The organism is Sulfuricella sp. T08, from assembly GCF_000971475.1.
Classification (GTDB): domain Bacteria; phylum Pseudomonadota; class Gammaproteobacteria; order Burkholderiales; family Sulfuricellaceae; genus Sulfuricella.
Genome location: NZ_DF967585.1, coordinates 208,993 through 233,137, shown reverse-complemented (window position 1 = coordinate 233,137; position 24,145 = coordinate 208,993). Strand labels below are relative to the sequence as shown.

28 protein-coding genes are annotated in these 24,145 nt (G+C 58.0%); 20 read left to right on the top strand and 8 right to left on the bottom strand.

The genetic code is table 11. From position 1 onward, the window contains the following. Positions 1–152: 152 nt before the first annotated feature. The 6 genes from SCT_RS16400 to nifV all read right to left on the bottom strand — a co-directional run bounded on the left by SCT_RS16400 (position 153) and on the right by nifV (position 5,361). Positions 153–443 carry a ferredoxin family protein gene (locus tag SCT_RS16400; protein ID WP_202812172.1) on the bottom strand — a complete coding sequence of 97 codons (291 nt, stop codon included), beginning with the start codon at positions 441–443 and terminating at the stop codon, positions 153–155. Continuing rightward, the gene (locus SCT_RS16395) at positions 440–1,741 is read right to left on the bottom strand and encodes an FAD-dependent oxidoreductase (protein ID WP_059425099.1); all 1,302 of its coding nucleotides are present in this window, start codon (positions 1,739–1,741) and stop codon (positions 440–442) included. Before SCT_RS16395 ends, SCT_RS16400 begins: the two co-directional genes overlap by 4 nt. A 15-nt stretch (positions 1,742–1,756) precedes the next feature. Then, positions 1,757–2,839 carry an electron transfer flavoprotein subunit alpha/FixB family protein gene (locus tag SCT_RS16390; protein ID WP_059425098.1) on the bottom strand — a complete coding sequence of 361 codons (1,083 nt, stop codon included), beginning with the start codon at positions 2,837–2,839 and terminating at the stop codon, positions 1,757–1,759. 103 nt (positions 2,840–2,942) lie between these two features. Further along, positions 2,943–3,794 (bottom strand): electron transfer flavoprotein subunit beta/FixA family protein, encoded by an 852-nt coding sequence (locus SCT_RS16385; protein ID WP_059425111.1) that lies wholly within the window; start codon positions 3,792–3,794, stop codon positions 2,943–2,945. Positions 3,795–3,807: 13 nt separating this feature from the next. Next, positions 3,808–4,149: a nitrogenase-stabilizing/protective protein NifW gene (gene nifW, locus SCT_RS16380; protein ID WP_059425097.1), complete on the bottom strand. Its 342-nt coding sequence runs from the start codon at positions 4,147–4,149 to the stop codon at positions 3,808–3,810. 18 nt (positions 4,150–4,167) lie between these two features. After that, positions 4,168–5,361, bottom strand: coding sequence for a homocitrate synthase (gene nifV, locus SCT_RS16375; protein WP_237759721.1), 1,194 nt, complete (start codon positions 5,359–5,361; stop codon positions 4,168–4,170). 549 nt (positions 5,362–5,910) lie between these two features. Between nifV and nifB the strand changes: the two genes are divergently transcribed. From nifB to SCT_RS16305, 14 genes are read left to right on the top strand one after another with little or no spacing between them, the layout of a single operon-like run. Then, positions 5,911–7,470, top strand: a complete 1,560-nt coding sequence (gene nifB / locus SCT_RS16370) for a nitrogenase cofactor biosynthesis protein NifB (RefSeq protein WP_059425095.1) — start codon at positions 5,911–5,913, stop codon at positions 7,468–7,470. Between the two features lie 32 nt (positions 7,471–7,502). Beyond that, positions 7,503–7,733 carry a 4Fe-4S binding protein gene (locus SCT_RS16365; RefSeq protein WP_059425094.1) on the top strand — a complete coding sequence of 77 codons (231 nt, stop codon included), beginning with the start codon at positions 7,503–7,505 and terminating at the stop codon, positions 7,731–7,733. 9 nt (positions 7,734–7,742) lie between these two features. Then, positions 7,743–8,108 carry an iron-sulfur cluster assembly accessory protein gene (locus SCT_RS16360; protein WP_059425093.1) on the top strand — a complete coding sequence of 122 codons (366 nt, stop codon included), beginning with the start codon at positions 7,743–7,745 and terminating at the stop codon, positions 8,106–8,108. Positions 8,109–8,122: 14 nt separating this feature from the next. Continuing rightward, on the top strand, positions 8,123–8,632 hold the full coding sequence (locus tag SCT_RS16355; RefSeq protein WP_059425092.1) for a hypothetical protein: 510 nt from the start codon (positions 8,123–8,125) through the stop codon (positions 8,630–8,632). Beyond that, complete coding sequence (locus SCT_RS16350) at positions 8,625–9,404, top strand: 4Fe4S-binding leucine-rich repeat protein (protein WP_059425091.1); 780 nt, start codon at positions 8,625–8,627, stop codon at positions 9,402–9,404. Before SCT_RS16355 ends, SCT_RS16350 begins: the two co-directional genes overlap by 8 nt. Before the next feature lie 14 nt (positions 9,405–9,418). Next, positions 9,419–9,724, top strand: coding sequence for a nitrogen fixation protein NifZ (locus SCT_RS16345; RefSeq protein ID WP_059425090.1), 306 nt, complete (start codon positions 9,419–9,421; stop codon positions 9,722–9,724). After that, positions 9,721–9,960, top strand: coding sequence for a nitrogen fixation protein NifZ (locus tag SCT_RS16340; RefSeq protein WP_059425089.1), 240 nt, complete (start codon positions 9,721–9,723; stop codon positions 9,958–9,960). The genes SCT_RS16345 and SCT_RS16340 overlap by 4 nt, the downstream gene beginning before the upstream one ends. Positions 9,961–9,968: 8 nt before the next feature. After that, entirely contained in the window at positions 9,969–10,325 is a 357-nt protein-coding gene (locus SCT_RS16335) for a DUF3024 domain-containing protein (protein WP_059425088.1), read from the top strand. Next, positions 10,322–11,476, top strand: a complete 1,155-nt coding sequence (locus tag SCT_RS16330) for a cysteine desulfurase family protein (RefSeq protein ID WP_059425087.1) — start codon at positions 10,322–10,324, stop codon at positions 11,474–11,476. Before SCT_RS16335 ends, SCT_RS16330 begins: the two co-directional genes overlap by 4 nt. Before the next feature lie 54 nt (positions 11,477–11,530). Then, on the top strand, positions 11,531–11,740 hold the full coding sequence (nifT, locus tag SCT_RS16325; protein WP_059425086.1) for a putative nitrogen fixation protein NifT: 210 nt from the start codon (positions 11,531–11,533) through the stop codon (positions 11,738–11,740). Positions 11,741–11,742: 2 nt separating this feature from the next. Beyond that, positions 11,743–12,006, top strand: a complete 264-nt coding sequence (locus tag SCT_RS16320) for a DUF6129 family protein (protein WP_059425085.1) — start codon at positions 11,743–11,745, stop codon at positions 12,004–12,006. 9 nt (positions 12,007–12,015) lie between these two features. Further along, positions 12,016–13,164, top strand: a complete 1,149-nt coding sequence (locus SCT_RS16315; protein ID WP_059425084.1) for a DegT/DnrJ/EryC1/StrS aminotransferase family protein — start codon at positions 12,016–12,018, stop codon at positions 13,162–13,164. A gap of 42 nt (positions 13,165–13,206) precedes the next feature. Next, positions 13,207–13,506 (top strand): 2Fe-2S iron-sulfur cluster binding domain-containing protein, encoded by a 300-nt coding sequence (locus SCT_RS16310; RefSeq protein ID WP_059425083.1) that lies wholly within the window; start codon positions 13,207–13,209, stop codon positions 13,504–13,506. A 60-nt stretch (positions 13,507–13,566) separates the two neighbouring features. After that, on the top strand, positions 13,567–14,436 hold the full coding sequence (locus SCT_RS16305; RefSeq protein ID WP_059425082.1) for an SIR2 family protein: 870 nt from the start codon (positions 13,567–13,569) through the stop codon (positions 14,434–14,436). 178 nt (positions 14,437–14,614) lie between these two features. Here the strand turns inward: SCT_RS16305 and SCT_RS16300 are convergent, their stop codons facing one another. Both SCT_RS16300 and SCT_RS16295 read right to left on the bottom strand, forming a co-directional pair. Continuing rightward, positions 14,615–15,547, bottom strand: coding sequence for a type I restriction endonuclease subunit R (locus SCT_RS16300; RefSeq protein ID WP_144408310.1), 933 nt, complete (start codon positions 15,545–15,547; stop codon positions 14,615–14,617). Positions 15,548–15,818: 271 nt separating this feature from the next. Beyond that, positions 15,819–16,403, bottom strand: coding sequence for a superoxide dismutase (locus tag SCT_RS16295; RefSeq protein WP_059425080.1), 585 nt, complete (start codon positions 16,401–16,403; stop codon positions 15,819–15,821). A 174-nt stretch (positions 16,404–16,577) separates the two neighbouring features. Here SCT_RS16295 and murJ point away from each other — a divergent pair, with 174 nt between their 5' ends. The 6 genes from murJ to ispH all read left to right on the top strand — a co-directional run bounded on the left by murJ (position 16,578) and on the right by ispH (position 24,127). Continuing rightward, positions 16,578–18,122 (top strand): murein biosynthesis integral membrane protein MurJ, encoded by a 1,545-nt coding sequence (gene murJ, locus SCT_RS16290; protein ID WP_059425079.1) that lies wholly within the window; start codon positions 16,578–16,580, stop codon positions 18,120–18,122. A 183-nt stretch (positions 18,123–18,305) separates the two neighbouring features. Beyond that, entirely contained in the window at positions 18,306–19,238 is a 933-nt protein-coding gene (locus tag SCT_RS16285; protein ID WP_059425078.1) for a bifunctional riboflavin kinase/FAD synthetase, read from the top strand. Continuing rightward, positions 19,231–22,029: an isoleucine--tRNA ligase gene (ileS, locus tag SCT_RS16280; RefSeq protein WP_059425077.1), complete on the top strand. Its 2,799-nt coding sequence runs from the start codon at positions 19,231–19,233 to the stop codon at positions 22,027–22,029. Before SCT_RS16285 ends, ileS begins: the two co-directional genes overlap by 8 nt. Beyond that, positions 22,022–22,504: a signal peptidase II gene (lspA, locus tag SCT_RS16275; protein WP_059425076.1), complete on the top strand. Its 483-nt coding sequence runs from the start codon at positions 22,022–22,024 to the stop codon at positions 22,502–22,504. Before ileS ends, lspA begins: the two co-directional genes overlap by 8 nt. A gap of 244 nt (positions 22,505–22,748) precedes the next feature. Then, on the top strand, positions 22,749–23,189 hold the full coding sequence (locus tag SCT_RS16270) for a peptidylprolyl isomerase (protein ID WP_059425075.1): 441 nt from the start codon (positions 22,749–22,751) through the stop codon (positions 23,187–23,189). A gap of 2 nt (positions 23,190–23,191) precedes the next feature. Next, complete coding sequence (ispH, locus tag SCT_RS16265; RefSeq protein ID WP_059425074.1) at positions 23,192–24,127, top strand: 4-hydroxy-3-methylbut-2-enyl diphosphate reductase; 936 nt, start codon at positions 23,192–23,194, stop codon at positions 24,125–24,127. Positions 24,128–24,145 lie beyond the last annotated feature (18 nt).

The window sequence follows — 24,145 nt, the reverse complement described above, 5'->3', positions numbered from 1 at the left end:
TTGAATTCTTCCGGGTAACGTTTGCTGCTCATAACACCTCCTTGTTGCCTCAAGTTTAAGGCTTAAAGGTGTCTAGCTGGAACGGGGCGATTCACACTGCATATCTAGGGAAGCCCTGAACAAGCCATCATTCAGGGCCTCCTTTACCAACATCAACCGAATTTGAATAATATCCCATATCCACCACGTGGGTACTCCCAGTCCACATTACGATAATCGTCACAGATGATGCGGCAGGTGCCGCATTCCAGGCAGCCATCGGTGATCAGCACCACCTTGCCGTTGCCCTCCAGTGTGTAGCAGCCAGCCGGGCAGCAGACAGTGCACTGCTGGGTCTTGCATTCATATTCGCAGACATCCGGCTTGACGATCCTGATGTGGGGCCGCTCGGCATCTACCCGGTAGCGGTTCTGGAACAGTTTTTCTTCGACTTTGACCATCATCTGAAAGCCCTCCAAAGCTTGTATGCATCACCCATTAAACCGAACAGAGAACGCTTCTCGCGGAAGCTGGAAAATATCTCGCGTTCCTTGGTTTTCTTATCCACGCCATCCACATGCAGCATGGTGTGGGCGGAGCGATTGACCAGTTCAGGATAAGTAGTAAAGAACTGGCGGTTGGAATGGAAAATCTCCGGCATTTCACGATATTTTTTCAGGTCCTTCATGACGAAGCTGTCATCAAGCCGGCTGCGATATACTGCCAGGTTCGCCGCCGTCATCGCCTTGCCTTCCTTGATCAGATCGATCACCGTTTCCGCCGCGATACGGCCGGTGGTCATGGCCAGGTTGGAGCCTTCGCGATGCACCGCGTTAACGAACATGCCGGAATCGCCCACGATCATCCAGCCGTCGCCATAGATCTTGGGTATCGCCTTGTAGCCACCTTCCGGGATAAGGTGGGCGGTGTATTCTTTCATTTCCCCGCCGGCCAGAAGCGGCTTGATCGAAGGATGATTCTTCATCTCCTCGAGCAAAGCGTAGGGCGTGGTTTTCTGATCCTTGAAGTCGGACAGCATACAACCCACGCCGACAGCGATGGACTCCTTGTTGGTGTAGAGAAAACCGGTGCCCATCATGCCTTGGGTAATCTTGCCGAACAGCTCGATCACCACGCCCTCTTCCTCGCCGATATTGAAGCGCTCCTGGAGGATCTCCTGGGGCATGAAGTGGATTTCCTTCACTGCCAGTGCCACGTTTTTTGGCTCCAGTTCAGGGTGGAAATCCGCCTTCTTGGCAAGCAGGGAATTGACCCCGTCCGCCAGAATCACCACGTCGGCGTAGATGGTACCGCCCTCCCGATCAACCTGAACACCCACCACCCGGTTACCTTCATCTCGCAGCAGATCGGTGACCGTGGTTTCGCAAATTACCAGCGCGCCCGCCGCCTGCACCTTGGCCGAGAACCACTTGTCGAACTGGGCGCGGATAATGGTGTAACGGTTGAACGGCTCCTTGTTGAAGCCTTCGGAGCGGTAGTGGGTGCCGACGAATGAGTCGTCGTCCAGCACCCACATGCGCTGCTCGATGATGTGCCGCTCCAGCGGCGCATCATCGCGGAAATCAGGGATCATCTTCTCCAGCGCATCGGCATAGAGGATCGCCCCCTGCACGTTCTTCGAGCCGGCATATTCGCCCCGCTCCAGTTGCAACACCTTCATCCCGGCCTTGGCCAGTGTAAGTGCTGCAGCATTACCGGAAGGCCCGGCGCCGACCACGATGGCATCAAATTTTTCATTCATGACTTGCTCCTTTTTTTAACCCGCCTTCTTGACCGCCGCCAGCTTCTGCCGGAACGCCTCGGTCAGCGCGGGCAAAATGGTCATGGCATTGCCGACGATGCCGTAGGTGGCGAAGCCGAAGATCGGCGCATTGGGGTCGTTGTTGATGGCAATGATGCAATCCGAGGCATCCATCCCAACCCGGTGCTGGATCGCGCCAGAGATGCCTGCGGCGATGTAGAGCTTGGGCCGCACGGTCTTGCCTGATTGCCCTACCTGCCGCTCCAGGTCGACCCATCCAGCCTGCACAACGGGCCGCGAGGCGCCGACTTCAGCGCCGAGCACTTGGGCGAGGTCCCAGATCAACTGGAAATTCTCCGGCTTTTTCATGCCCCGCCCGCCGGACACGATGATGTCTGCGAAGGCGAGTTGAGGCTTGTCCTGCATGGCATCGGGAATGTATTCCAGCACCTTGGTGATGATGCTGCTTTCCACCATGCCGAGAGGATGTTCGATCACCCGTCCGGAGCGGCTTGCATCGCGCTCCGCCATAGCCATCACCCGCGGACGCACGGTGGCCATCTGCGGCCGGTAGTTGAGGGTAACGATAGTGCACAGCAGGCTGCCGCCGAAGGTGGGTCGGGTAGCGGCCAAACTACGGTTGTCCGGGTCGATGGTCAGGGCGGTACAGTCGGCGGTAAGGCCGGTCTGCAAGGTCGTCGCCACGCTGCCTGCCAGATCGCGGCCCTGGGTGGTGGCTCCGAGCAGCAGGATTTCCGGCTGGTAGGCGTTGACCAGGTCGGTCATTCCCTTGGTGAATGGCTCGTTGCGATAGTCCTTGAGGATATCGTCCGCCATCAGGTAGCACAGGTCTGCGCCGTGGCACATCGCCTCGTTGCAAAACCGGCGTGTTTGTTCGCCAGGTTCGCCCAGCACCACGCCGGCCAGTTCCACGCCGAGCATATCGGCGAGCTTTCTGCCCTCGCCCATCAGTTCCCACGAAACCGGGTGTACCTGCCCCCGCTCGTGTTCGACGAAAACCCATACCCCCTTGTAACCGGCGAGCTTGGGGTCCAACTCGAATTTGCGTTTTTTCTTGGCTGGAGCTGCATCAGTCATGGCTATTTCCTTGTAAAAGGCTTCGTTGGCTTTTCACCCTCTCCCCAACCCTCCCCCTCGATGGGGAGGGGGCGATCGGCTTCCCTTCGGGGAGGAGTTGCTTCTATCGGGCGCGCTTGGCGATTTCTTTTTCCACTGCCGGAAAGCGAGTGAACATCTTGGATAGCACGGTCACTGCCATATCCTTGGGATCACCGCTCTCTACCTCGATCATCTCGGCGCGCTCCGACTTCGGCGTCGGGGCGAACACCTTGCTCACCACGGTAGGCGAACCTTTGAGGCCGATTTTGACAATATCGTCGTCTGCAATACCGGCCTCCTCCCTGTTCCATAGCTTGAGCGGGTGGCGGGCAGCGCGAAACATATTGGGCATATTGGCGAAGCGCATCTGGTTGTTGCCTTCCAGCACCGTTACCAGGCACGGTAGGCTGGTTTTCAGCAGCTGCACGCCGCCTTCGGCACGGCGCTCCACCACGATTTCACTGGCCTCCGGCTTGACCGCCACAATTTTGGAGACATAGGTCAGCAGCTGCATGTCCAGGCGTTTCGCCACGCCCGGCCCGACTTGGGCGGTGTCGCCATCGATGGTCTGCTTGCCGGTAAACACCATGTCCACCGGCATATTCTTCTGGATCTGGCGGATAGCCGAGGCCAGCGCGAAGCTGGTCGCCAGGGTATCCGCCCCGGCGAAGGCGCGATCGGTGATCAGGATCGCGTCGTCGGCACCGAACGACAGTGCCTTGCGCAAGGCCGCCTCGGCTTGGGGCGGGCCCATGGTAATCACGGTGACTGTGCCGCCGTGCTTGTCCTTGAGGCACAGCGCCTCTTCCAGAGCGAACAGGTCATACGGGTTGATGATCGCCGGCACGCCCTGGCGCATGATGGTGTTGGTCACCGGATGGACGCGGATCTGCGCGCTGTCCGGCACCTGTTTGATGCAAACGACGATGTGCATGATCTTCTCCTTGTCAGGCGACTTTTTGCCGTTGCGGCAGAGCCGCACGAATGTTTTCCACCGACACGGTTTTCACCCCTTCGGCATCGCGGAACACCTTGAAAACCTTTTCCTTGATTGCGCTGGAGCCGACGAAATCCCGGTAGGCCCGATCCAGCAGCTTTCTGCAGACATTGAGTGCCTCGTCCTCGCTGCTATCTGCCGCAAGCGGCGTCTGCCTGAGGTACTGGTGAAAACGCTGCAGGATGTGCAGGCGGTTCACATGCACCACCGCAGGCTGGTACTCAATCGCAAAGAAATCCAGGAACTCCTCGGCGGTGGATAGCCTTTTCAGGGCTAGCATCAATATTTCCATGTCATCAATCTCCAATAGTCAAACTTCAAAGCGCAGCGGATGCCGCTCCGCGGTTTCCAGGTAGAACCGCTTCAGGTCGTTCGCATTGGGCGCATGCTTGACCGACCTGGCGTACTGCCGGATGCGCGCCAGGATGGTGCCGGCCTGCAGTTCGTCAACCGACATTCCCATTTCGGCATAGGTCCTGATCACCGCGCTGCTGCCTGAATGCTTGCCCAGCACCAGCCGGTGGTCGCGTCCGACTTCTTCGGGGTCAAAATTCTGGTAGTTGGCGCGGTTCTTGATCAGACCGTCCACGTGGATGCCTGATTCGTGAGTGAAAACCCCTTCCCCGACGATGCTCTTGTTGGCCGGCACCGGACGCCCGGAGGCCAAGGCCACCAGCCGCGATATTTCCGGGAACCGCTGGCTGTCGATCCCGCTCTCGATACCATGCAGGTGGCGTAACGCCATCACCGCTTCTTCCAGCGGCGCATTGCCGGCGCGTTCACCGAGACCGTTGACCGTGGTGTTGATGTGAGTCGCGCCCGCCTTCACCGCCGCCAGGGTATTGGCTGTGGCGAGCCCGAGATCGTTGTGGGCGTGCATTTCAACTTCCATGTCGACGGTGACCCGCAGGGTGCGCAGCACTTCGTAGGTAGCGAACGGGTCCAGCATCCCCAGCGTGTCAGCAAAGCGGAAGCGGCGGGCGCCGGCGTACTCGGCCGTCTCCGCTGCCTTGAGCAGAAAATCGATATCGGCTCGGGAGGCGTCTTCGGCGCCGACGCTCACCTCCATCCCCAAATCCAGGGCGGCCGGTACAAATCGACGTATGGCCTGCAACACCCACTCGCGGTCGCGCTTCAGTTTGTGTCGAATCTGCAGGTCGGACACCGGTATCGACAGGTTGACCATGTTCACATTGCACTCCGCCGCCGCACGCACGTCATCTTCCTGCATGCGCCCCCACACCATGATGCGCGAGTTCAGGCCGAGCCCGGCGATGGCACGGATCTCATCGCGCTCCTCCTCGCCCATGACCGGGATGCCGATTTCAAGCTCTGGCACGCCAGCGGCGGACAGGGCACTGGCGATGGCGATCTTCTCCTCAGAAGAAAATGCCACCCCGGCGGTCTGCTCGCCGTCGCGCAAAGTCGTATCGTTAATGGTCACCATGATGTTCTCCAATATCAGGCCAGGAATGTTATTGCCTGAACAGGCTTGAGCAAGCACCGTGCCACCATCACATAAACAGAAATTATTTGTTGTTTATCAATTGATTGTAAATTTTCAACAGAAAATAAAAGGGGGATGAAAGTCGACATTAAGTCGACTTGTCGGATTTGCGACAAGATATTAAAGTCAATCCGGATTGGGTAACGAGCAGGAGCGGTCTTGGCCGCGATAACCATCGCACCGCGGCAAAGACCGCTCTTGAAAAACCATTTTTTTACGCGAAATAGGAACCAAAACCTAGCCTGGCGTCGGTGCCAGGCGGATGGCTAACCGTCTCAGCACCCATCCCAACTTTTATATTTCATCCCTGCTGCATCTCACTCACCCGCAACATGCTTCATGGCGATGTCGTATTCGAAACAAATTCACAACATCCATGCATGCATTGTAGAGATTCAGACAATCACGCATCTTAGCTAAGACCCAGCATTATTGCGCCTTCCCGGCGGTTTTACCGTTTGGCACGGTTGTTGCTGTTCATGGATTCAGGAACTTGAATCGGGTTTCATTTCAGCCCGGCTTGTACACGGCAAACAGGAGCGAACAATGCAAAATCAGGCACAATCAAATAGCGTAAGCGTGCAGGAAATCAAACCGCTGGATAAAGTCTTGCAGCAAATCGCCGAGCATAAAGGCTGCGGCACCTCCAGCGGGGGCGCAAAAGCGAGTTGCGGTTCGTCCTCTGGCCAGGGGGACATGGCGCCGGAGGTGTGGGAAAAGGTCAAGAACCATCCCTGCTACAGTGAGGAAGCTCACCATCATTATGCTCGCATGCACGTGGCCGTCGCCCCGGCATGCAACATCCAGTGCAATTACTGCAACCGCAAATACGACTGCGCCAACGAGAGCCGTCCCGGCGTGGTGAGCGAGAAGCTGACCCCGGAGCAGGCCTCGCGGAAAGTTTTGGCGGTGGCCTCCACTATTCCGCAGATGACGGTGCTGGGTATTGCCGGCCCCGGCGACCCCCTGGCGAATCCGGCCAAGACTTTCAAGACGTTTGAGCTGATCTACAAGGCGGCGCCGGACATCAAGCTGTGTCTATCTACCAACGGCTTGGCTCTGCCCGATCATATAGAGGCCATCAAATCTTTCAATGTGGATCACGTCACGATCACCATCAACATGGTTGATCCAGAGGTGGGGCAGCATATTTATCCATGGATATTCTGGAATCACAAACGCATCACCGGCATCGAGGCCTCCCGGATACTCACGGAGCGCCAGATGCAGGGGCTGGAGATGCTGACCGAAGCCGGCATCCTGTGCAAGGTCAATTCGGTAATGATCCCCGGCATCAACGACCACCACCTGGTCGAAGTGAACCGGGCAGTCAAATCGCGCGGGGCGTTCCTGCACAACATCATGCCGCTCATCTCGGCACCCGAACACGGCACCGTGTTCGGCCTCAGCGGACAGCGCGGGCCCAGCGCCCAGGAGCTGAAGGCGCTGCAGGACAGCTGCGAGGGCGAGATGAACATGATGCGCCATTGCCGCCAGTGCCGTGCCGATGCAGTGGGGTTACTGGGCGAAGACCGCTCTTCCGAATTCAGTACGGAAAAAGTCATGGAAATGGACATCCAGTATGACGCTGAGGGCCGCGCCGCCTACCAGGAAAAAGTGGAGCAGGAGCGACTGGCGACAGCGGCTGCCAAGGAGGCTGAACTGGCAAACCTGGTGGAGGAGTTCAGCGACTTAAAGATACTGGTCGCCGTTGCTACCAAGGGCCATGGCCGCATCAACGAGCACTTCGGCCATGCCCAGGAGTTCCAGATTTACGAGCTCAGCACGGAAGGTTCCAAGTTCGTCGGCCACCGCCGCGTCGATCTGTATTGCCAGGGCGGCTACGGTGAGGAAGACACGCTGCCCACGGTTATCCGCGCCATCAACGACTGCGTCGCGGTCTTCGTGGCCAAGATCGGCGGTTGCCCGAAAGACGAACTGCGCGCGGCGGGTATCGACCCGGTGGACAAATACGCCCACGAGTTCATCGAGCAGTCGGCGGTGCGCTACTTCAAGGAATATCTGGGCAAGGTGAAATCCGGTGAGGTCGTCCATCTAGCCCGCGGCGACGCGGATCTCCGGCAAGGTGCGTACATCGCGGCATAGTCAGTCTGGTTGAGTAATCAGGAGAAGTAGTCATGGCATACAAAATCATATCATCCCAGTGCACCGCGTGTTCCGCGTGTGAACCGGAGTGCCCGAACGTGGCAATTCGCGAGCAGGATGGAACCTTCGTCATCAACGAAAAAAAATGCTCCGAGTGCATCGGGCATTTCGATGATCCACAGTGCGTGGCGGTCTGTCCGGTGGAAAACACCTGCGTGATCGACACCCAATATCCCCGCTATCTAGATCTAGCTGCTGCATAGGAGAACGCAATGAACATCACGATTACCCCCAGTGCCGAAAAATTCATAGGTCGCATGATTCGCTTCAACGGTGGACCAAGTTTCGGATTCAGATTGATGGTCACCGCCGGCGGCTGTTCCGGGCTGGCATCCGAATTCACCGTGGAAGCCGAGCCACGGCCAGGCGACAACGTGCTGATAAGCAATGGGGTCAAGCTGTTCTTGCCGGCGGAAAGCCGCTTGCTGCTGGAAGGCGTGACGATCGATTTTACCGATGCGCTGATGAGCAGTGGACTGACCTTCATCAACCCCAATGCGGCGTCATGCGCTTGCAGCAGCAGTGCGGCACCGGGCGTTGCCACGATCAGTGTGTCCAGCATTGCGCACAAACACTGATCAGGCTGAAATCCATGCATGAGGCCGACGTCGAACAACTGGAACTCGCGTGCTTCGGCGGAGGACTGCCGGAACAGGCGGAGTTCCACCTGCGCCTGGCCGGTTTGACTTACCACGAGGACCGCGTCGCGGAGAGTCATCTGCAAAAAGCGCTGGCGATCGCGCCAGATCATGCTGCCGTGCTGATCGGGTTGTATCGATACTACTTCTACAAGGGGCGCCTGGGCGAGGCGCTGGATGTTGCAGAGCTGTGCCTGCTGAAATCTGCCGGCGACAATGGGCTGGATGTCGACTGGCACAAAGTGAAACAGGACGATGCGAATTTCGGAAGTTACGATGCTATCCTGCCGCGCTTCTACCTGTTTGCGCTGAAGGCATATGGCTACCTGCACATGCGCCTGGGCAACCGGGAAGAAGGACGGGCCGCGGTGGAAAAGCTGCTGGAACTGGACCCAGGCAACAAATTGGGCGGCAAGATTTTACTGGAAGTGCTGGAACGCGAAGGACGGGAAGACGATGACTGATATCGATGAATCCATGGACTGGCAGGGAAACGAGCTGCGGTGTGCGGATTGCTCGAATCAGGCGCTTTTGGATGCCAAGCGCTGCCAGATACGACATGCCTGCGTGCATGACCGCTACGCCAAACGCATCGACCGATTCTTCGAGTGGAATCCCGAGCTGGCTGTGAAATACCTGGTGCACCCCTATTTCGAGGTGCGGGCGGTGGCCGCCAAGCATGTGGACCTGTTCCATCTCCCTCGCCTCATCAACGACCCGGACGAAACCGTCCGCTGGAGCGCCGCGCAGCGGCTGCCGCCGCGCTATTTGCTGCTGATGCGTGCCGACCCGGATCGTGAAGTACGTATCCGCGTTGCATCGCGGTTGGAAGAATGCCATCTCGGCTCGATGATGAAAGATATGGATTATTACGTGCGTCAGATTGTGGCAATGCGCCTGCCGACTGGCATGTTGATTCTGATGATGCACGACACCGACCCGGAAGTCCGACTGACTGTTGCCAAGAGGATAGGCGATGAATGGCTGGTGAAAATGTCATGCGATGAAGACGCTCGGGTGCGCATCGAGGTGGTCAGACGCATCGACGGCGGCCAGTTGCACCTGCTGCTGCGCGACCCAGACTGGCGGGTGCGCTACGAAGTAGCCGACCGAATTCCAGAGAAACATCTCGCGCAAATGTCGGCCGACGACGATTCAGTGGTACGTAAACTCGTCGCCAGCCGCCTTGCGCAGGGTAAGGATGTGCAAGAGGCGCAGATTTTTAGTGTGGTTTGAACCAAGGAGCGAACATGGCCAAGATCAGTCGTGACAGTGAAATAGTGGAAATCAGCGCCGAACCGCAGTTCGACTACGGACAAAAGGTGCGTTCCACCAAAACGGTGCGCAATGACGGAACCTTTCCAGGCAAGGACATAGGAGAAATTCTGGTGAAGAAAGGCGACATAGGCTACGTGACCAGCATCGGCACTTTCTTGCAGCAATACTACATTTACGGCATCGACATGGTGGAACGGGGGTACCGGGTGGGCATGAGAGGCAAGGAACTGGAACTGGTCGAAAGCAACAATGCGGTGGCTTCCAGGGAGGCAGCATGATAGAGCCGAGGATGCCCAAGTACGAGTGGGGCCAGCGCGTTGCGGCCAGCGATGACATGTACAACGACGGATCCTTCCCGGAACGCGAGCCGGACACGCTGCTGGTAGATCAGGGCGCGCAGGGCGAAATCGTCCAGGTTGGCACCCATGCCGAGTCGCAGACGCCGGTTTATCTGGTGGAGTTCGGCGAAGGCTTCGTGGTCGGCTGCCTGGAGGAGGAAATCACTCCCGTGTGAGGTGAGGCATGATCGATGCAGATACTAGCGCAGCAAAGTTCGCGTCTCCCCACCCCAACGAGGTGGACTGCAAGCGCATAGAACGCGCTTTGGCGAAACGACACCGCTACCGCTACGTCTCGCCCGAAGTGTGTCCATCTGAAAATGGCTACCGCATCGAGAGCCCGTGCTGTTCGCGCAATATCGACAAAAGCGGGGGCGTGGTCGACGTCGCTCTGCTGGAGTATGCCGAAGCAAGCCGGACTTGGCGTCTACACAGCAAGGACCATGTGCACGGAACATGGCTGCTGTACCGGGAATTCGAAACACTGGCGCAACTGTTGCAACAACTTAATCTGGACCCTGAACGGATATTCTGGCAATGAACGGCACACACAAATTCGTCTACCTCGACAACAACGCCACGACGCAGGTAGCGCCGCAATGCGTGGAGGCGATGTGCGCAAGCCTGCAGGACAGCTACGGCAATCCATCCAGCAAGCACGGGTCCGGGGCTGTTGCCAAGCGCTGGCTCGGCGATGCGCGTGCCCAGGTAGCCAGCCTGCTGCATGCGACGCCGCCGGAGATCGTGTTCACCAGTTGCGGGACGGAAAGCAACCACATGGCGATCCAAGGCGCACTTGCGCTGAGCCCGCGCAAGCGCCACGTGGTCACCAGCACGGTGGAACATCCCTCCACGCTATTGCTGCTGAAGCATCTGGAGACACAAGGCGTGCGTGTCACCTACGTGCCGGTAGATAAGCAGGGGCGACTGGAGATGGCCTGCCTGGAGCGCGCCGTCGACAGCGACACAGCGCTGGTCACGCTGATGTGGGCCAACAACGAAACCGGCGTGCTGTTTCCGGTCGAGCAGGTCGCCGCCATCGCACGCCGGAACGGTGCCCTGTTCCATACCGATGCGGTGCAGGCAGCCGGGAAGATTCCGCTGGATCTTGCGCGTGTGCCGGCTGATCTGCTGTCGCTGTCAGGTCACAAGCTGCATGGGCCGAAAGGGATAGGCGCGTTATTCGTGCGCAAGGGAATCAAGCTGCCACCGCTGTTCTTCGGCCATCAGGAACGCGGGCGGCGTGGCGGGACGGAAAACGTGCCCGCCATCGTCGGGCTGGGAGTGGCATGCAGGTTGGCGCAGGAGGGAATGGACGACGAATTGACCCGCGTGAAGGCGCTGCGGGACAAGCTGGAAGCGGCGATCCTGGCGCAGATTCCGTTCGCACGGGTGAATGGCGCAGGGACGGAGCGCGTGCCGAATACCACCAACATCTGTTTTGCCGGCGTGAACGGCGAAATGCTGCTGGACAGACTGGACAAGAACGGCATTTTCGCCTCGTCCGGGGCGGCTTGCACCGCAGGCGGCAGCGCGCCTTCCCACGTTCTCACCGCCATGGGTTTGGAGCAGGAGGCGGCCATGGACTCGGTGCGTTTTTCATTGAGCCGCTATACCACTGATTCGATGATAGACCAGGCACTGGAAGTGCTGCAGGCAGTGGTTCAGGACAAGCACGCAGAGGCGGCATGATGGCGGCGTGCAGCATGCGCACGAAAACCGATAGATCACTTTGGAGATGACGCAATGAAAATAATGATCCGCAAAAACTCCGCAGGCATATTGTCTGCTTACGTGCCCAAGAAAGATTTGGAAGAAAATATCGTTTCCATGGAAAAAGAAGGCATGTGGGGCGGCATGGTGACGCTCGCCAACGGCTGGCAGCTCGAACTGCCGGAAATGAGTGCGGACACCGCGTTGCCGTTGACCGTGGACGCCCGCAAAGTGAGCTCATAGCCATGGCTATGACCGAAAACGACCTGGCGCAACTGGAGGTACTGCTCGGTTCAGCGGAAGTGGACGGAAATCCGCTGGCCGATTTTCGCCAGCGCTTTCCTAGCCTGTCTCTTACCCGTTGCGATGCTTCCGACATGGGCGGCGACGAACCGTTCCGAACCTATCCGGGGTTCAACCTGTACCTGGTGGACGGCAGCAATCACTGCTGGCGCATTACCGGCGACCCTGCTGTCGCCACCGGGATAATCGTAGCGCAGCACCGTTAGGAAAACGATATGAGCCCATCCTGGATTCCACTCTCCGACCCCGACATCAGCCATGTCGAGCTGGATGCCGTGAATACCGTGCTGCAGTCGCCGCGCCTCAGCCAGGGGCCGGTGGTGGAAGCGTTCGAGTCAGCATTCGCGGATTATATCGGACGCAAGTACGCGGTGGCCGTATCCAGCGGTAGCATGGGGCTGTTGCTGTGCCTCAGGGCTCATGGCATAGGCTCAGGCGACGAAGTGATTGCCTCGACTTTTTCCTGGCATCAGATCGCGCATGCCATCGCGCTCGCCGGTGCCAAGCCGGTGTTCGCGGACATCGACTATTGGGCCGGCACGCTGTCGCCGGAGAAGACCGAAGCCAAAATCACGCCCAACACCCGCGCCATCCTGGCCAGCAATACCAACGGCCACCCTGCGCCGTGGCAGGCGTTCCGCGAAATGGCGGATCGGCATGGCCTGAAACTGCTGGAGGATTCCACCGAAGCAATAGGTTCGAGCTACCAGGGCAAGCTCGTCGGCAGTTTCGGCGACTGCGCCGTATTCGACTTCTCCCAGCCGGGGCCGCTGGTCTGCGGCGAAGGCGGGATGGTGGTGACGGATGACCTGGAACTGGTCAGGACGCTGCGCTCCTACCGCAATCGCCGCCTGGACGAACGCTTTTCCGTGGTGATCGGCGGCAGGCTGCCCTATCAGGCTTGCATGAGCGACGTGAGCGCCGCGCTGGGGCTGGCGCAACTGGATCGTATAGACGCCATTTTGCAGCGGCGCAAGCAGGTCGAAATCGATTACCTGGAGCACATCCGCTCCTTCGAAGGCATCAAGCCGCCCTATGTGGCGCCGGATGTCACTGATATTCACTGGATGCTCTATCTGGTGCACCTGGGAACGCGCTTCAGCCGCAGCAGCCGCGACGCCATCATCGCGGATCTGCATACGGAACAAATCGAGGCTGTTGCTTATTGCCAGCCTCTGCATTTGCAGGCGTTTTATCAGGAACTGGGTTATCGCAAGGGCAACTATTTCGTTACTGAAAAAGTGGCCGACCACGCGCTCGCCTTGCCATTTCATGGGCACCTGAACGAAGACCAGATTGGTTTCATCGTCAAGACTACCAAGGACGCCTCGCTTAACGTGGGCGCCGGGGCAGCCATTTATTGAACCGAGAAACATTTTTTGTAAAACAACTGAAGGAGTAACGTAATGCCTACCATCACCGTCAAGAACACCGGCAAGACCCTCGAAGCCGCAGAGGGAACGAGCATACTGCAGGCGCTGCTCGCCGCCGGTGAAAACATCGCGCACAAATGCGAAGAAGGCAAGACCGAGCTGTGTGGAGCCTGCCATCTCTTCGTAGTCGAAGGGCGCAAGAGCCTGTCGAAGATACAGCGCAGCGAAAACGAAATGCTGGACACCCTCGTCGGCGTAGGTTCCGGATCGCGTCTCGCCTGCCTGGCCATACTCGGCACTGAAAACATCACGATCGAACTGTTGAGCGCCTGATTCCATTTTAAAATATCGAATAATGGAATTCGAATTAAGGTTCCAAACGAAAGGATAGTCATGATAAACCTGTCGCAATCATTGGTCGAAATCAGGGCCGAGCTGGGCAACGGAAAAATCGTTCCCTACCTGGGGCCAGGCGTTCTTGACCTCGCTCCCGCCTGTCCGGTGCCAAACTCTCCGGGGGAACTTGTCGAGCGGCTGGTCGCGAAGGTAACCGTGCCGCACAAGATCCGCAAGAATCTGACGGCAGCCGCGCAATTCATCGAGAATTTCAAGCACCGCAAGACCTTGACCGGGCTACTGGCGGAAGCCTTCCTGGCTGACGTGGAGCCGACGGTACTGCACCGTTTTCTGGCGGACCTGCCGAAAAAACCGCTGCTGGTGGTGGATGCGTGGTACGACAACGCAATGCAGATGGCGCTACAGCACCGCCAGAGCTGGGGCCAGGTGCAAGGAGCCAGTCAGGCCGAGCATTTCGGAACCTGGGTGCAATATTTCCGCAGTGAAGGCTCCCCGGCCGATGCGTTTGAGGCGGACACCTGGGATGTGGTGCTGTACAAACCCCTGGGCGCAATTTCGCCAGCGCGCAATTTCCTGGTGTCGGATTCCGATTATGTCGAAGTGCTGACCGAGATCGACATCCAGACGCCGATTCCGGAGGTAGTCCAGCATCTGCGCACGGGCGCTCATTTCCTGTTCCTCGGCTGTCGCTTCAGCAACCAGCTGGAACGCACTTTCGCGCGCCAGATAATGAAGCGCTCATCAGACAAACACTGGGCCGTCCTGCCCGGCGAACTGACCCGCAACGAAGCACGCTTTCTCGCGGAGCAGAATATACAACGCATCGACATGCCGCTGGAAGAGTTTGTCGCTGTTCTGACGGGCGCGTCCGCCGATGTGGAGCAGGATCTGGCCATTGCGGTCTGATCCACTCTATCTCCCATCGCTCCGGATTGAGCCGCAGGCTTTGCGTTTAACGTGAACGTCGCGTCAGTGACACGAAAGACCCCCTCGCCCGTCTCGCCGTGGTCGCTGTGCAACAGCGGGAACCCGGCGGGGTCACTCCTTACGGGTGCAGACGGGAGAGGGCCGGGGTGAGGACAACCTACACCTCGGCCTTTTCCCTTAACTGACGATACACCTCGTCTAGCAATAAGCTGGCAAGCCCCTTGAACACTCTGGGATGTTTCAATGCCTGATCTGCCATCGCACCGTGGCTTTCCAGCGCATCGACCACTGCGCCCGTTAATTTCTGCTCATATGCACCGTTGCTGAAGGATTCCGCCGTATCGTTTGCTTTGGCTTGCTCTTGCAGCATAGGGTCATCTACCATTTTTCCAATCAGCGTGGTGGCATACCCCCTAAAGTCTGCATCTGACAGGTTTCCAGAAAACACCTCATTCATCTTTTTGATGATGGCTGATAGCCTGTCGTTGGGATCGTCCCACGGCTCACCTCGGAACAACTCCTGCTCTTCCTGCTTGTGCTCCTTGTACCGATCATGCGCCTGTTTTAACGGATGCTGGATGGCGGCTTGTTTCCCTTTCGGATCAAAGTACGCCTTGGCGAACACCTCAACCTCGCTCCAAAGATAGACACCCGCTTGATCAAGTTTTTCGCGCAGCGTGTGCACCAAATTTCGATCAGTGATGCCCGATAATTTGGCAGTACGGTAAAACGGCAGGAACGAATTCAATATGTCTTCCGGCTTGTTGCGAAAATCCAGCACAAAAGTCTTGTCCTTGCCGGGGAAGGTGCGATTCAAACGCGACAGGGTTTGCACTGCCAAAACGCCATCAAGTCGCTTATCTACATACATCGCAACTAACTTTGGCTGGTCAAAGCCAGTCTGAAACTTTGAAGCCACGATTAACACCTGATAGCTATCCGTGTCGAATGCACCCTTGATACCATCGTCGCGTTCCTTGTGGTCGTTCAGGTCGCCTTCGTCGGCTTTGGTGATCTGGCTTTCGCTATCGGTAATCGTCCCGGAAAACGCCACCAGCGCTTTACAGTCGGCATACTTCATTTTGTCCATGTAGGCATCAAACGCTTTTTTGTAGCGCACAGCAGCCAATCGGCTATGTGGCCGCTCGATACTGATGACCTGGCTCTAGTCTTCAGCGACCTGGGCAAGAAATTCGAGAACTAGAGTAGAGTGTTCTGACATAAAAAAAGGGTTCGAAGACAAATCTTCGAACCCTTTTTCACGACACTTGTTCAAAACTTTATTATTTCGGTGACCTCAAAAGTTCAAAACTTTATTATTTAGTTCAAAACTTTATTATCACGAAACATCGTTTGATACCTTAGGCGAAGTTCTTTGCCACGAAGTCCCAGTTGACCAGGTTGGCCAGGAAGGTCTCGACGAACTTCGGACGCATATTGCGGTAGTCGATGTAGTAGGCGTGCTCCCACACGTCCACGCACAGCAGAGCCTTGTCGCCGGTGGTCAGCGGGGTGCCGGCGGCGCCCATGTTGACGATGTCGACGGAACCGTCTGCCTTTTTCACCAGCCAGGTCCAGCCGGAACCGAAGTTGCCGACAGCGGACGTCTGGAAGGCTTTCTTGAAATCGTCGACAGAACCCCACTTGGCCTTGATGGCATCAGCCAGCGCACCGGTAGGTTCGCCACCGCCGTTCGGCTTCATGCAGTTCCAGAAGAAGGTGTGGTTCCATACCTGTGCGGAATTGTTGTAGATGCCACCGGCCGGGGCCTTCTTGATGATGGCTTCGAGGTCCAGGTTTTCGAATTCGGTGCCCTTGATCAGGTTGTTCAGGTTGGTGACATAGGCCTGATGGTGCTTGGCATAGTGGTATTCGAAGGTTTCTTTGGACATGTGTGGCTGCAGGGCGTCCATGGCATAGGGCAGTGCTGGCAGTGTGTGTTCCATAGTGAATATGCTCCAGATGTTGGGTGGATTAAAACAAGTCGTTAACTTAGACTAAGTTTAATTGTATCGACTTTCATAGTTTGCGGCAACACTCAATGATAGACCAAATCTCTTGTCTGGAAAGCACAAGGCAAACGCTATAACATAGCTGTTTTTGATTTTATAGCGTAATCCATGAATTTATTGAAGGCCTTGGCCGCAGTCGGCAGCATGACCCTGATCTCCCGCATCCTTGGTTTTCTGCGCGACACCATCATTGCCCGGGTGTTCGGCGCGGGTCTGTATTCCGACGCATTCTTCGTTGCTTTCAAGATTCCCAACCTGCTGCGGCGGCTGTTCGCCGAAGGGGCTTTTTCCCAGGCGTTCGTGCCTATCCTGGCGGAATACAAGTCCAAGCGTGGCCATGATGCGACGCGCGATCTGGTGGATCATGTCGCGACACTGCTGGCGCTGATTCTTCTTGTGGTCTCGGTGATTGGTGTTCTTGCCGCGCCGGTGCTGATCTATATCAGCGCGCCTGGTTTTGCCGCAGTGCCGAGCAAATTCGATCTGACGGTCGCCCTGCTGCGCCTGACTTTTCCCTACATCTTCTTCATCTCGCTGGTTTCGCTGGCTGGCGGCGTCCTCAACACCTACAGCAAGTTCTCCGTGCCGGCCTTCACGCCGGTGCTGCTCAACCTGTCCTTCATAGTCTGCGCGCTCTGGCTGGCGCCGTATTTCGATCCACCGGTGCTGGTGCTGGGAGTTGCGGTGCTGCTCGGCGGCCTGCTCCAGCTTGGTTTCCAACTGCCCTATCTGGCGAGGCTCGGGCTGATGCCGCGCTTTCGTCTGAAGCTCAACGACGAGGGCGTGTGGCGGATATTGAAGCAGATGGGCCCGGCGGTGTTCGGCGTGTCGATCAGCCAGATCAGCCTGTTGATCAACACCATCTTCGCCTCGTTCCTGGTCACCGGCAGCGTGTCCTGGCTGTATTACGCCGACCGCCTGATGGAATTTCCCACCGGCATACTCGGCGTGGCGCTGGGCACCATCCTGCTGCCCAGCCTGGCCAAGCATTACGCCGATGCCTCCACCGTAGAGTACTCCCGCCTGCTCGACTGGGGCCTGCGCCTGACCTTGATGCTGGCGCTGCCCGCTGCACTGGCGCTGGCGATCCTGGCGGTGCCGCTGATTTCCACGCTGTTTTTCTATGGCAAGTTCACGCTCACCGACCTGTGGATGACGAGGGAAGCGCTGCTCGCCTACAGCCTCGGTTTGCTCGGCCTGATCATGGTGAAGGTACTGGCGCCAGGGTTCTATGCCCGGCAAAACATTCGCACGCCGGTCAAAATTGCGCTTTTTACCCTGTTCTCGACGCAGATGATGAATATCGTTTTTGTTTTTGTTTTGGAACTCAAACACGCCGGGCTGGCGCTGTCCATCGGCTTGGGGGCGTGCCTGAATGCTGGCCTGCTGTATTACCACCTGCGCCAGCACGATATTTATCACCCCCAGCCGGGTTGGCTGAAGTTTTTTCTTCAGGTAGCGGCTGCTCTGGCGGTGATGGGAGGGGTGCTGTGGTTCGCCATGGGCGTGGAAGATGCCTGGCTCAAGGGTGGTATCGTTTCCCGCGTGGTGCACCTGAGTTGGACCGTCGTGGCAGGCGCCGCCGCCTATTTCGCCGCACTCACCCTGTTTGGCGTGAGGATCAAGGATTTTATCCGCCACGGCGCTAAATGACCTGCTGCTATTTTTGAAAAGAGCCATGAATCGCAGAGGACGCAGAGTTAGGCAAAAGCTTGGCTAGCCTAAAGCCCTCTCCAGAGTGGGTCTTAAGCCCTTGTTTTTCCTCTGCGTCCTCCGCGTCCTCTGCGGTGAAATACGCCTTTTTGAGTTATAATCCAATCTTTTTTACACTCGGCTATGCTGATTTACCGCGGAACACCCGCTCAGTCCCTTTCTCCGGTCGCGCTTACCATCGGAAATTTCGATGGCGTGCATATTGGCCACCGTGCCATGCTCGCCCGCCTCACGCAGGCGGCGCGTGAGCGTGGACTGTCGCCCTGCGTGATGACCTTCGAGCCGCACCCGCGCGAATTCTTTACCCCGGAGCAGGCGCCGGCGCGCCTTTCCAACCTGCGTGAAAAGCTGGAGTTGTTCGAGCGATTCGGCGTGGAGCGGGTATTTATCCTGCGTTTCAACAAACGCTTCGCGCAGGTCAGCGCAGAGAATTTTATCAGCCGCATCTTGTGCGAGGGCTTGCAGGCGCGCTGGGTGCTGGTGGGGGATGATTTCCGCTTCGGCGCCAAACGCGCCGGCGATTTCACCATGCTGCAACAGGCCGGGAAGCAATACGGTTTTGAGGTGGAGGCCATGGACAGCGTGACCGTGTCCGGCCAGCGCGCATCCAGCACCGTGGTGCGCGAGGCGCTGACGAACGGCGACCTCGCTCTCGCTGAGCGCTATCTAGGCCGCCATTACAGCATTAGCGGCAAGGTGGTGCATGGCGAAAGCCTCGGGCGCAAGATCGGCTTCCCCACCGCCAACATCCAGATGAAGCACAACAAGCCGCCACTGGCCGGCATTTTTGCCGTCGAGGTCCACGGGATTGGTGACAAGCCGCTGCAGGGAGCGGCCAGCTTGGGCGTGCGCCCGACCATCAACGATAAAGGCAAGGCAACGCTGGAAGTTTTCCTGTTCGATTTCAACGGCGACCTTTACAACAAGCACTTGCACGTGGAATTCCTGCTCAAGCTGCGCGACGAAATGAAGTTCCCTAACCTCGAGATGCTGACTGCGCAGATCGCGGCGGATGTGGAAAACGCGAAGAAATTTTTTGGTGAAAGAAATGGCTGATTACAAAGATACGCTCAATTTACCTGACACCCCCTTTCCGATGCGCGGAGATCTCGCCAAGCGCGAGCCGGGGTGGCTGAAACAGTGGCAGGAAAGAAAGCTCTACGAGAAGATACGCGAGGTCAGCGCCGGACGGCCCAAGTTCATCCTGCATGACGGGCCGCCCTATGCCAACGGCGACATCCACATCGGCCACGCGGTCAACAAGGTGCTCAAGGACATCATCGTCAAGAGCAAGACTCTGTCCGGCTTCGATGCGCCCTACGTGCCCGGCTGGGACTGCCACGGGCTGCCGATCGAGCTGCAGGTGGAAAAGCAGCACGGCAAGGAGATTCCTGCCGCCAAATTCCGCGAGCTGTGCCGGGTATATGCGGCTTCGCAGATTGAACGGCAGAAGGCCGACTTCATCCGCCTTGGCGTGCTGGGCGAGTGGGACAATCCCTATCTCACCATGGACTTCAAGTTCGAGGCCGACATCATGCGTACGTTGGGCCACATCCACGCCAACGGCTACCTCTACCAGGGGCAGAAGCCGGTGCACTGGTGCGTGGATTGCGGTTCCGCCCTGGCGGAAGCCGAGGTGGAATACGAGGACAAGGCTTCTCCGGCGATCGACGTCGCCTTTGCGGTGAAGGATGTCGCCGCGCTGGCCAAGGTGCTGGGCATGAAAGAACCCCATCAGCCGGTTTTTGCGGTGATCTGGACGACCACGCCGTGGACCTTGCCGGCCAACCAGGCGGTGTGTGTGCACCCCGACTTCATTTACGACCTGATCCAGACGCCGAAAGGCATCCTGATCCTGGCGCGCGATCTGGCTGAAGCCTGCATCACGCGCTACGGTTTCGATGCGGTGGAAGTGGTGGCGACCGTGCAAGGCTCGGCGCTGGAACATCTGCAATTGCAGCATCCTTTCTACGACCGCAGCGTGCCGGTGATCTGCGGCGACCACGTCACGCTTGAAGCCGGTACCGGTCTGGTGCACACTGCGCCGGCGCACGGTCTGGAGGATTATGCCGTCGGCGGCAAATACAACCTTCTGGTGGATTGCCCGGTAGGCGGCGATGGCAAGTTTTACGCCAGTATTCCACTGGTCGGCGGCCAGTCGATCTGGGCGGCCAACAAGACCGTGGTTGAAACCCTGGCAAACAGCGGAGCGCTGCTGCTGGAAATCAAGCTCAAGCACAGCTACCCGCATTGCTGGCGGCACAAGACGCCGATCATCTTCCGCGCTACGCACCAGTGGTTTATCGGCATGGAAGCTACCGGGCAGCACAGCAGCTTGCGTAAAGCCGCGTTGAAGGCGGTCGAGAACACCGAGTTTTTCCCGTCGTGGGGCCGTGCCCGGCTCGAGGCGATGATCAAGAATCGTCCGGACTGGTGCGTCTCGCGCCAGCGCAACTGGGGTGTGCCGATGCCGCTGTTCGTGCACAAGGAAACCGGCGAACTGCACCCGCGCACCGCGGAGCTGCTGGAGCAGGTGGCGCAGCGTGTGGAACAGCAGGGCATCGAAGCCTGGTTCAGCCTGGACGCAAGCGAGTTACTCGGCGCCGAGGCAGAAACCTACAAAAAGGTGAGCGACACCCTCGATGTCTGGTTCGATTCCGGCTCGTCCCACGCCTGCGTACTGAAGCGACGCGACTATTTGCAGCACCCGGCGGACCTGTATCTGGAAGGTTCCGATCAGCACCGTGGCTGGTTCCAGTCCTCGCTCCTCACCGGTTGCGGAGTGGATGGCCACGCACCTTACAAGGCTCTCCTTACGCACGGTTTCGTGGTCGACGGCAACGGCCACAAGATGAGCAAGTCCAAGGGCAACGTAATCGCGCCGCAAAAGGTGGTGGACAGCCTCGGCGCCGACATGCTGCGCCTGTGGGTCGCTTCCACCGACTATTCCGGCGAACTGACCATTTCCGACGAGATCCTCAAGCGGGTGTCCGAGAGCTACCGCCGCATCCGCAACACCTTGCGCTTTCTGCTGTCGAACATCGCTGACTTCGATCCGGTGCAGCACGCTCTGCCGGTAGAAGAGTGGCTGGAGATCGACCGCTACGCGCTGGCGATGGCACGGGATTTCGAGAACGACTGCAAGGCACATTATGGAAAATACGAGTTCCACTTCATTGTCCAGAAACTGCAAGCCTTCTGTTCTGAGGATCTGGGCGGCTTCTACCTGGACATCCTGAAGGATCGCCTGTACACCGCCGGTGCTGATTCCCGCGCCCGCCGCTCGGCACAAAACGCCTTGTATCACCTCACCCACAGTCTGGTGCGGCTAATGGCGCCTATACTTTCCTTTACTGCCGAGGAAGTGTGGCAGGTGCTGGCCAAGAATCCGGAAGACAGCGTGTTTCTGCATACCTGGAACGACGTGATGCTGACCCAGCCGGATGAGGACGTGATCAGGCAGCGTTGGGTGCAGTTGCGCCGTGTGCGTGCAGATGTGCTCAAGCAGCTGGAAGAGGTGAGGGTGGCTGGGGAAATCGGTTCCTCGCTGGCCGCCGAGGTGGATCTTTATGCTATCGGCGAAATCTTCGACCTTCTCGATTCTTTCGGCGACGACTTGCGTTTCGTGTTCATTACGTCACAGGCGCGTTTGCATCAGGGCAGCCATCCCGAAGCGGTGGCCGGTGAAGCAGGGGTGGGCATTCGTGTTAGCGCCAGCCCACAACAGAAGTGCGAACGCTGCTGGCATTACCGCGCCGATGTGGGTGCCGATGCCACCAAGCCCGGCTTGTGCGGACGTTGTGTTTCCAATCTGCACGGCGAAGGCGAGCCGCGCCAGTATGCGTAACTGGTGGGTTTGGCTGACACTAAGCGCGGTCGTGATCGTGCTCGACCAACTGAGCAAGCACTGGGTGACGCAGTCGCTAGTCTTTGGCGAGGTGATCCCTGTGATGCCCTCCTTCAACCTGGTGCTGGCCCATAATACCGGTGCGGCATTCAGCTTCCTGGCCGGAGCCGGGGGATGGCAGCGCGGGTTTTTTAGCGTGATCGCGGTGGTCGCGGCAGTGGTGATTGTCCACTTGCTGCGCAAGCATCACGGGGAAAAATTTTTCAGCCTGGCACTTGCCATGATCCTCGGTGGTGCGCTCGGTAACCTGATGGACCGTATCATGCTCGGGCACGTGGTAGATTTTCTCGATTTTTATGTGCAAGGCTACCATTGGCCCGCGTTCAATGTTGCCGACATGGCGATCACCGGCGGCGCAGGGCTGCTGATCTGGGACAGTTTTAAAAAACCAGGAAGGGTGAAGGGTGAAGGGTGAAGGGTGAAGGGTGAAGGGTGAAGGGTGAAGGGTGAAGGGTGAAGGGTGAAGGGTGAAGGGTGAAGGGTGAAGGGTGAGGGGTGAGGGGTGAAGGGTGAGGGGTGAGGGGTGAAATGTAGGTTGGGTTAGCGGCTTTATCGCGTAACCCAACAAACCCAATCTTCCTTTGATATTGTGATTGATGGGTATCGCTACGCTCCACCCATCCTACGATGACTTAACAAGTGAAATTCAGGAGTTGAATATGAGCAAACAAACAGCTGCTGCCGGCGATAAAGTGAGCGTGCATTACACCATCTCTGTTCAAGAGGGCGAGGTGATTTTCGATACCTACGAGGAAGATGAGCCTGTCGTCCTGGAGATCGGTGCGGGTGAAATTGCGGAAAACCTGGAGAAGTGTCTGATCGGTCTGGAACCGGGCGAACAGCGCGTATTTCTTCTTGAGCCTGAGCAGGCGTTTGGCCTGAGCGACCCGGAGCTGGTGCAGCGGATCGAGCTGGAAATGTTCCCGGATGACATCGTGGTCGAAGTCGATAGCCTGATCGAATTCAACCTGCCCAGCGGCGAGGCCGTGATGGGGGTGATTCTCGACAAAACCGAGACCGATGCGCTGGTGGATTTTAACCATCCCCTGTGCGACTACCCGCTGAAATTCGAAGTCGAGATTCAGGAAATTCTGGAGTAAATATGGAAGTGTTGCTCGCCAATCCTCGCGGCTTCTGCGCTGGTGTGGATCGCGCCATCGAGATCGTGGAGCGCGCGCTGGAACTGTTTGGTGCGCCGATTTATGTGCGCCACGAGGTCGTCCACAACAAGTTCGTGGTGGAGAGCTTGCGCGCCAAAGGTGCGGTGTTCATCGAAGATCTCGCCGAAGTGCCGTCCGGAAGCACGCTGATCTTCAGTGCTCATGGCGTTTCGCAAGCCGTGCAAAAGGAGGCGGAAGCGCGTGGCCTGAAAGTGTTCGATGCGACTTGCCCGCTGGTGACCAAGGTGCACCTGGAGGTGGCGCGGATGCGCAGGCAGGACAAGGAAATCGTCATGATCGGCCACAAGGGCCACCCCGAAGTGGAAGGCACCATGGGGCAGGCAGATGGCGGCATGTACCTGGTCGAAAAGCCGGAGGACGTGGCTGGACTGCACGTCAGCAACGAAAAAAACCTCGCCTATGTCACCCAGACCACCCTGTCGGTGGACGACGCTAGCCGCATCGTCGCCGCGCTGAAACAGCGCTTTCCCAGTATCAGCGGCCCGAAGAAAGACGACATCTGTTACGCCACACAGAATCGCCAGGATGCAGTCAAAACCCTGGCGCAACAGTGCGATGTGGTGATCGTGGTGGGCTCGCCCAACAGCTCCAATTCCAATCGCCTGCGCGAAGTGGCGCAGAACATGGGGGTAGCCGCCTACATGGTGGACAACGCCAGCCAGATCGAACCTGCCTGGCTGCAGGGCAGGAAAAAAGCCGGCGTCACCGCAGGAGCTTCCGCACCGGAGGTGCTGGTGGAGGAAGTGATCGCCCGGCTGAAACAGCTCGGCGCCGGTAGCGTGGAGGAGTTGAGCGGCATCGCCGAGAACGTGGTGTTTCCTATTCCGAAGAGTCTTTCTTCGCCTGAACCAGCCTGATTTCTGAACGCGCCCTTC

Bases quoted from the DNA above. Each gene is read 5' to 3' on its own strand.
- SCT_RS16400 (WP_202812172.1), bottom strand. From the start codon at position 443: ATGATGGTCAAAGTCGAAGAAAAACTGTTCCAGAACCGCTACCGGGTA.
- SCT_RS16395 (WP_059425099.1), bottom strand. From the start codon at position 1,741: ATGAATGAAAAATTTGATGCCATCGTGGTCGGCGCCGGGCCTTCCGGT.
- SCT_RS16390 (WP_059425098.1), bottom strand. From the start codon at position 2,839: ATGACTGATGCAGCTCCAGCCAAGAAAAAACGCAAATTCGAGTTGGAC.
- SCT_RS16385 (WP_059425111.1), bottom strand. From the start codon at position 3,794: ATGCACATCGTCGTTTGCATCAAACAGGTGCCGGACAGCGCGCAGATC.
- nifW (WP_059425097.1), bottom strand. From the start codon at position 4,149: ATGGAAATATTGATGCTAGCCCTGAAAAGGCTATCCACCGCCGAGGAG.
- nifB (WP_059425095.1), top strand. From the start codon at position 5,911: ATGCAAAATCAGGCACAATCAAATAGCGTAAGCGTGCAGGAAATCAAA.
- SCT_RS16365 (WP_059425094.1), top strand. From the start codon at position 7,503: ATGGCATACAAAATCATATCATCCCAGTGCACCGCGTGTTCCGCGTGT.
- SCT_RS16360 (WP_059425093.1), top strand. From the start codon at position 7,743: ATGAACATCACGATTACCCCCAGTGCCGAAAAATTCATAGGTCGCATG.
- SCT_RS16355 (WP_059425092.1), top strand. From the start codon at position 8,123: ATGCATGAGGCCGACGTCGAACAACTGGAACTCGCGTGCTTCGGCGGA.
- SCT_RS16350 (WP_059425091.1), top strand. From the start codon at position 8,625: ATGACTGATATCGATGAATCCATGGACTGGCAGGGAAACGAGCTGCGG.
- SCT_RS16345 (WP_059425090.1), top strand. From the start codon at position 9,419: ATGGCCAAGATCAGTCGTGACAGTGAAATAGTGGAAATCAGCGCCGAA.
- SCT_RS16340 (WP_059425089.1), top strand. From the start codon at position 9,721: ATGATAGAGCCGAGGATGCCCAAGTACGAGTGGGGCCAGCGCGTTGCG.
- SCT_RS16335 (WP_059425088.1), top strand. From the start codon at position 9,969: ATGATCGATGCAGATACTAGCGCAGCAAAGTTCGCGTCTCCCCACCCC.
- SCT_RS16330 (WP_059425087.1), top strand. From the start codon at position 10,322: ATGAACGGCACACACAAATTCGTCTACCTCGACAACAACGCCACGACG.
- nifT (WP_059425086.1), top strand. From the start codon at position 11,531: ATGAAAATAATGATCCGCAAAAACTCCGCAGGCATATTGTCTGCTTAC.
- SCT_RS16320 (WP_059425085.1), top strand. From the start codon at position 11,743: ATGGCTATGACCGAAAACGACCTGGCGCAACTGGAGGTACTGCTCGGT.
- SCT_RS16315 (WP_059425084.1), top strand. From the start codon at position 12,016: ATGAGCCCATCCTGGATTCCACTCTCCGACCCCGACATCAGCCATGTC.
- SCT_RS16310 (WP_059425083.1), top strand. From the start codon at position 13,207: ATGCCTACCATCACCGTCAAGAACACCGGCAAGACCCTCGAAGCCGCA.
- SCT_RS16305 (WP_059425082.1), top strand. From the start codon at position 13,567: ATGATAAACCTGTCGCAATCATTGGTCGAAATCAGGGCCGAGCTGGGC.
- SCT_RS16300 (WP_144408310.1), bottom strand. From the start codon at position 15,547: ATGGACAAAATGAAGTATGCCGACTGTAAAGCGCTGGTGGCGTTTTCC.
- SCT_RS16295 (WP_059425080.1), bottom strand. From the start codon at position 16,403: ATGGAACACACACTGCCAGCACTGCCCTATGCCATGGACGCCCTGCAG.
- murJ (WP_059425079.1), top strand. From the start codon at position 16,578: ATGAATTTATTGAAGGCCTTGGCCGCAGTCGGCAGCATGACCCTGATC.
- SCT_RS16285 (WP_059425078.1), top strand. From the start codon at position 18,306: ATGCTGATTTACCGCGGAACACCCGCTCAGTCCCTTTCTCCGGTCGCG.
- ileS (WP_059425077.1), top strand. From the start codon at position 19,231: ATGGCTGATTACAAAGATACGCTCAATTTACCTGACACCCCCTTTCCG.
- lspA (WP_059425076.1), top strand. From the start codon at position 22,022: ATGCGTAACTGGTGGGTTTGGCTGACACTAAGCGCGGTCGTGATCGTG.
- SCT_RS16270 (WP_059425075.1), top strand. From the start codon at position 22,749: ATGAGCAAACAAACAGCTGCTGCCGGCGATAAAGTGAGCGTGCATTAC.
- ispH (WP_059425074.1), top strand. From the start codon at position 23,192: ATGGAAGTGTTGCTCGCCAATCCTCGCGGCTTCTGCGCTGGTGTGGAT.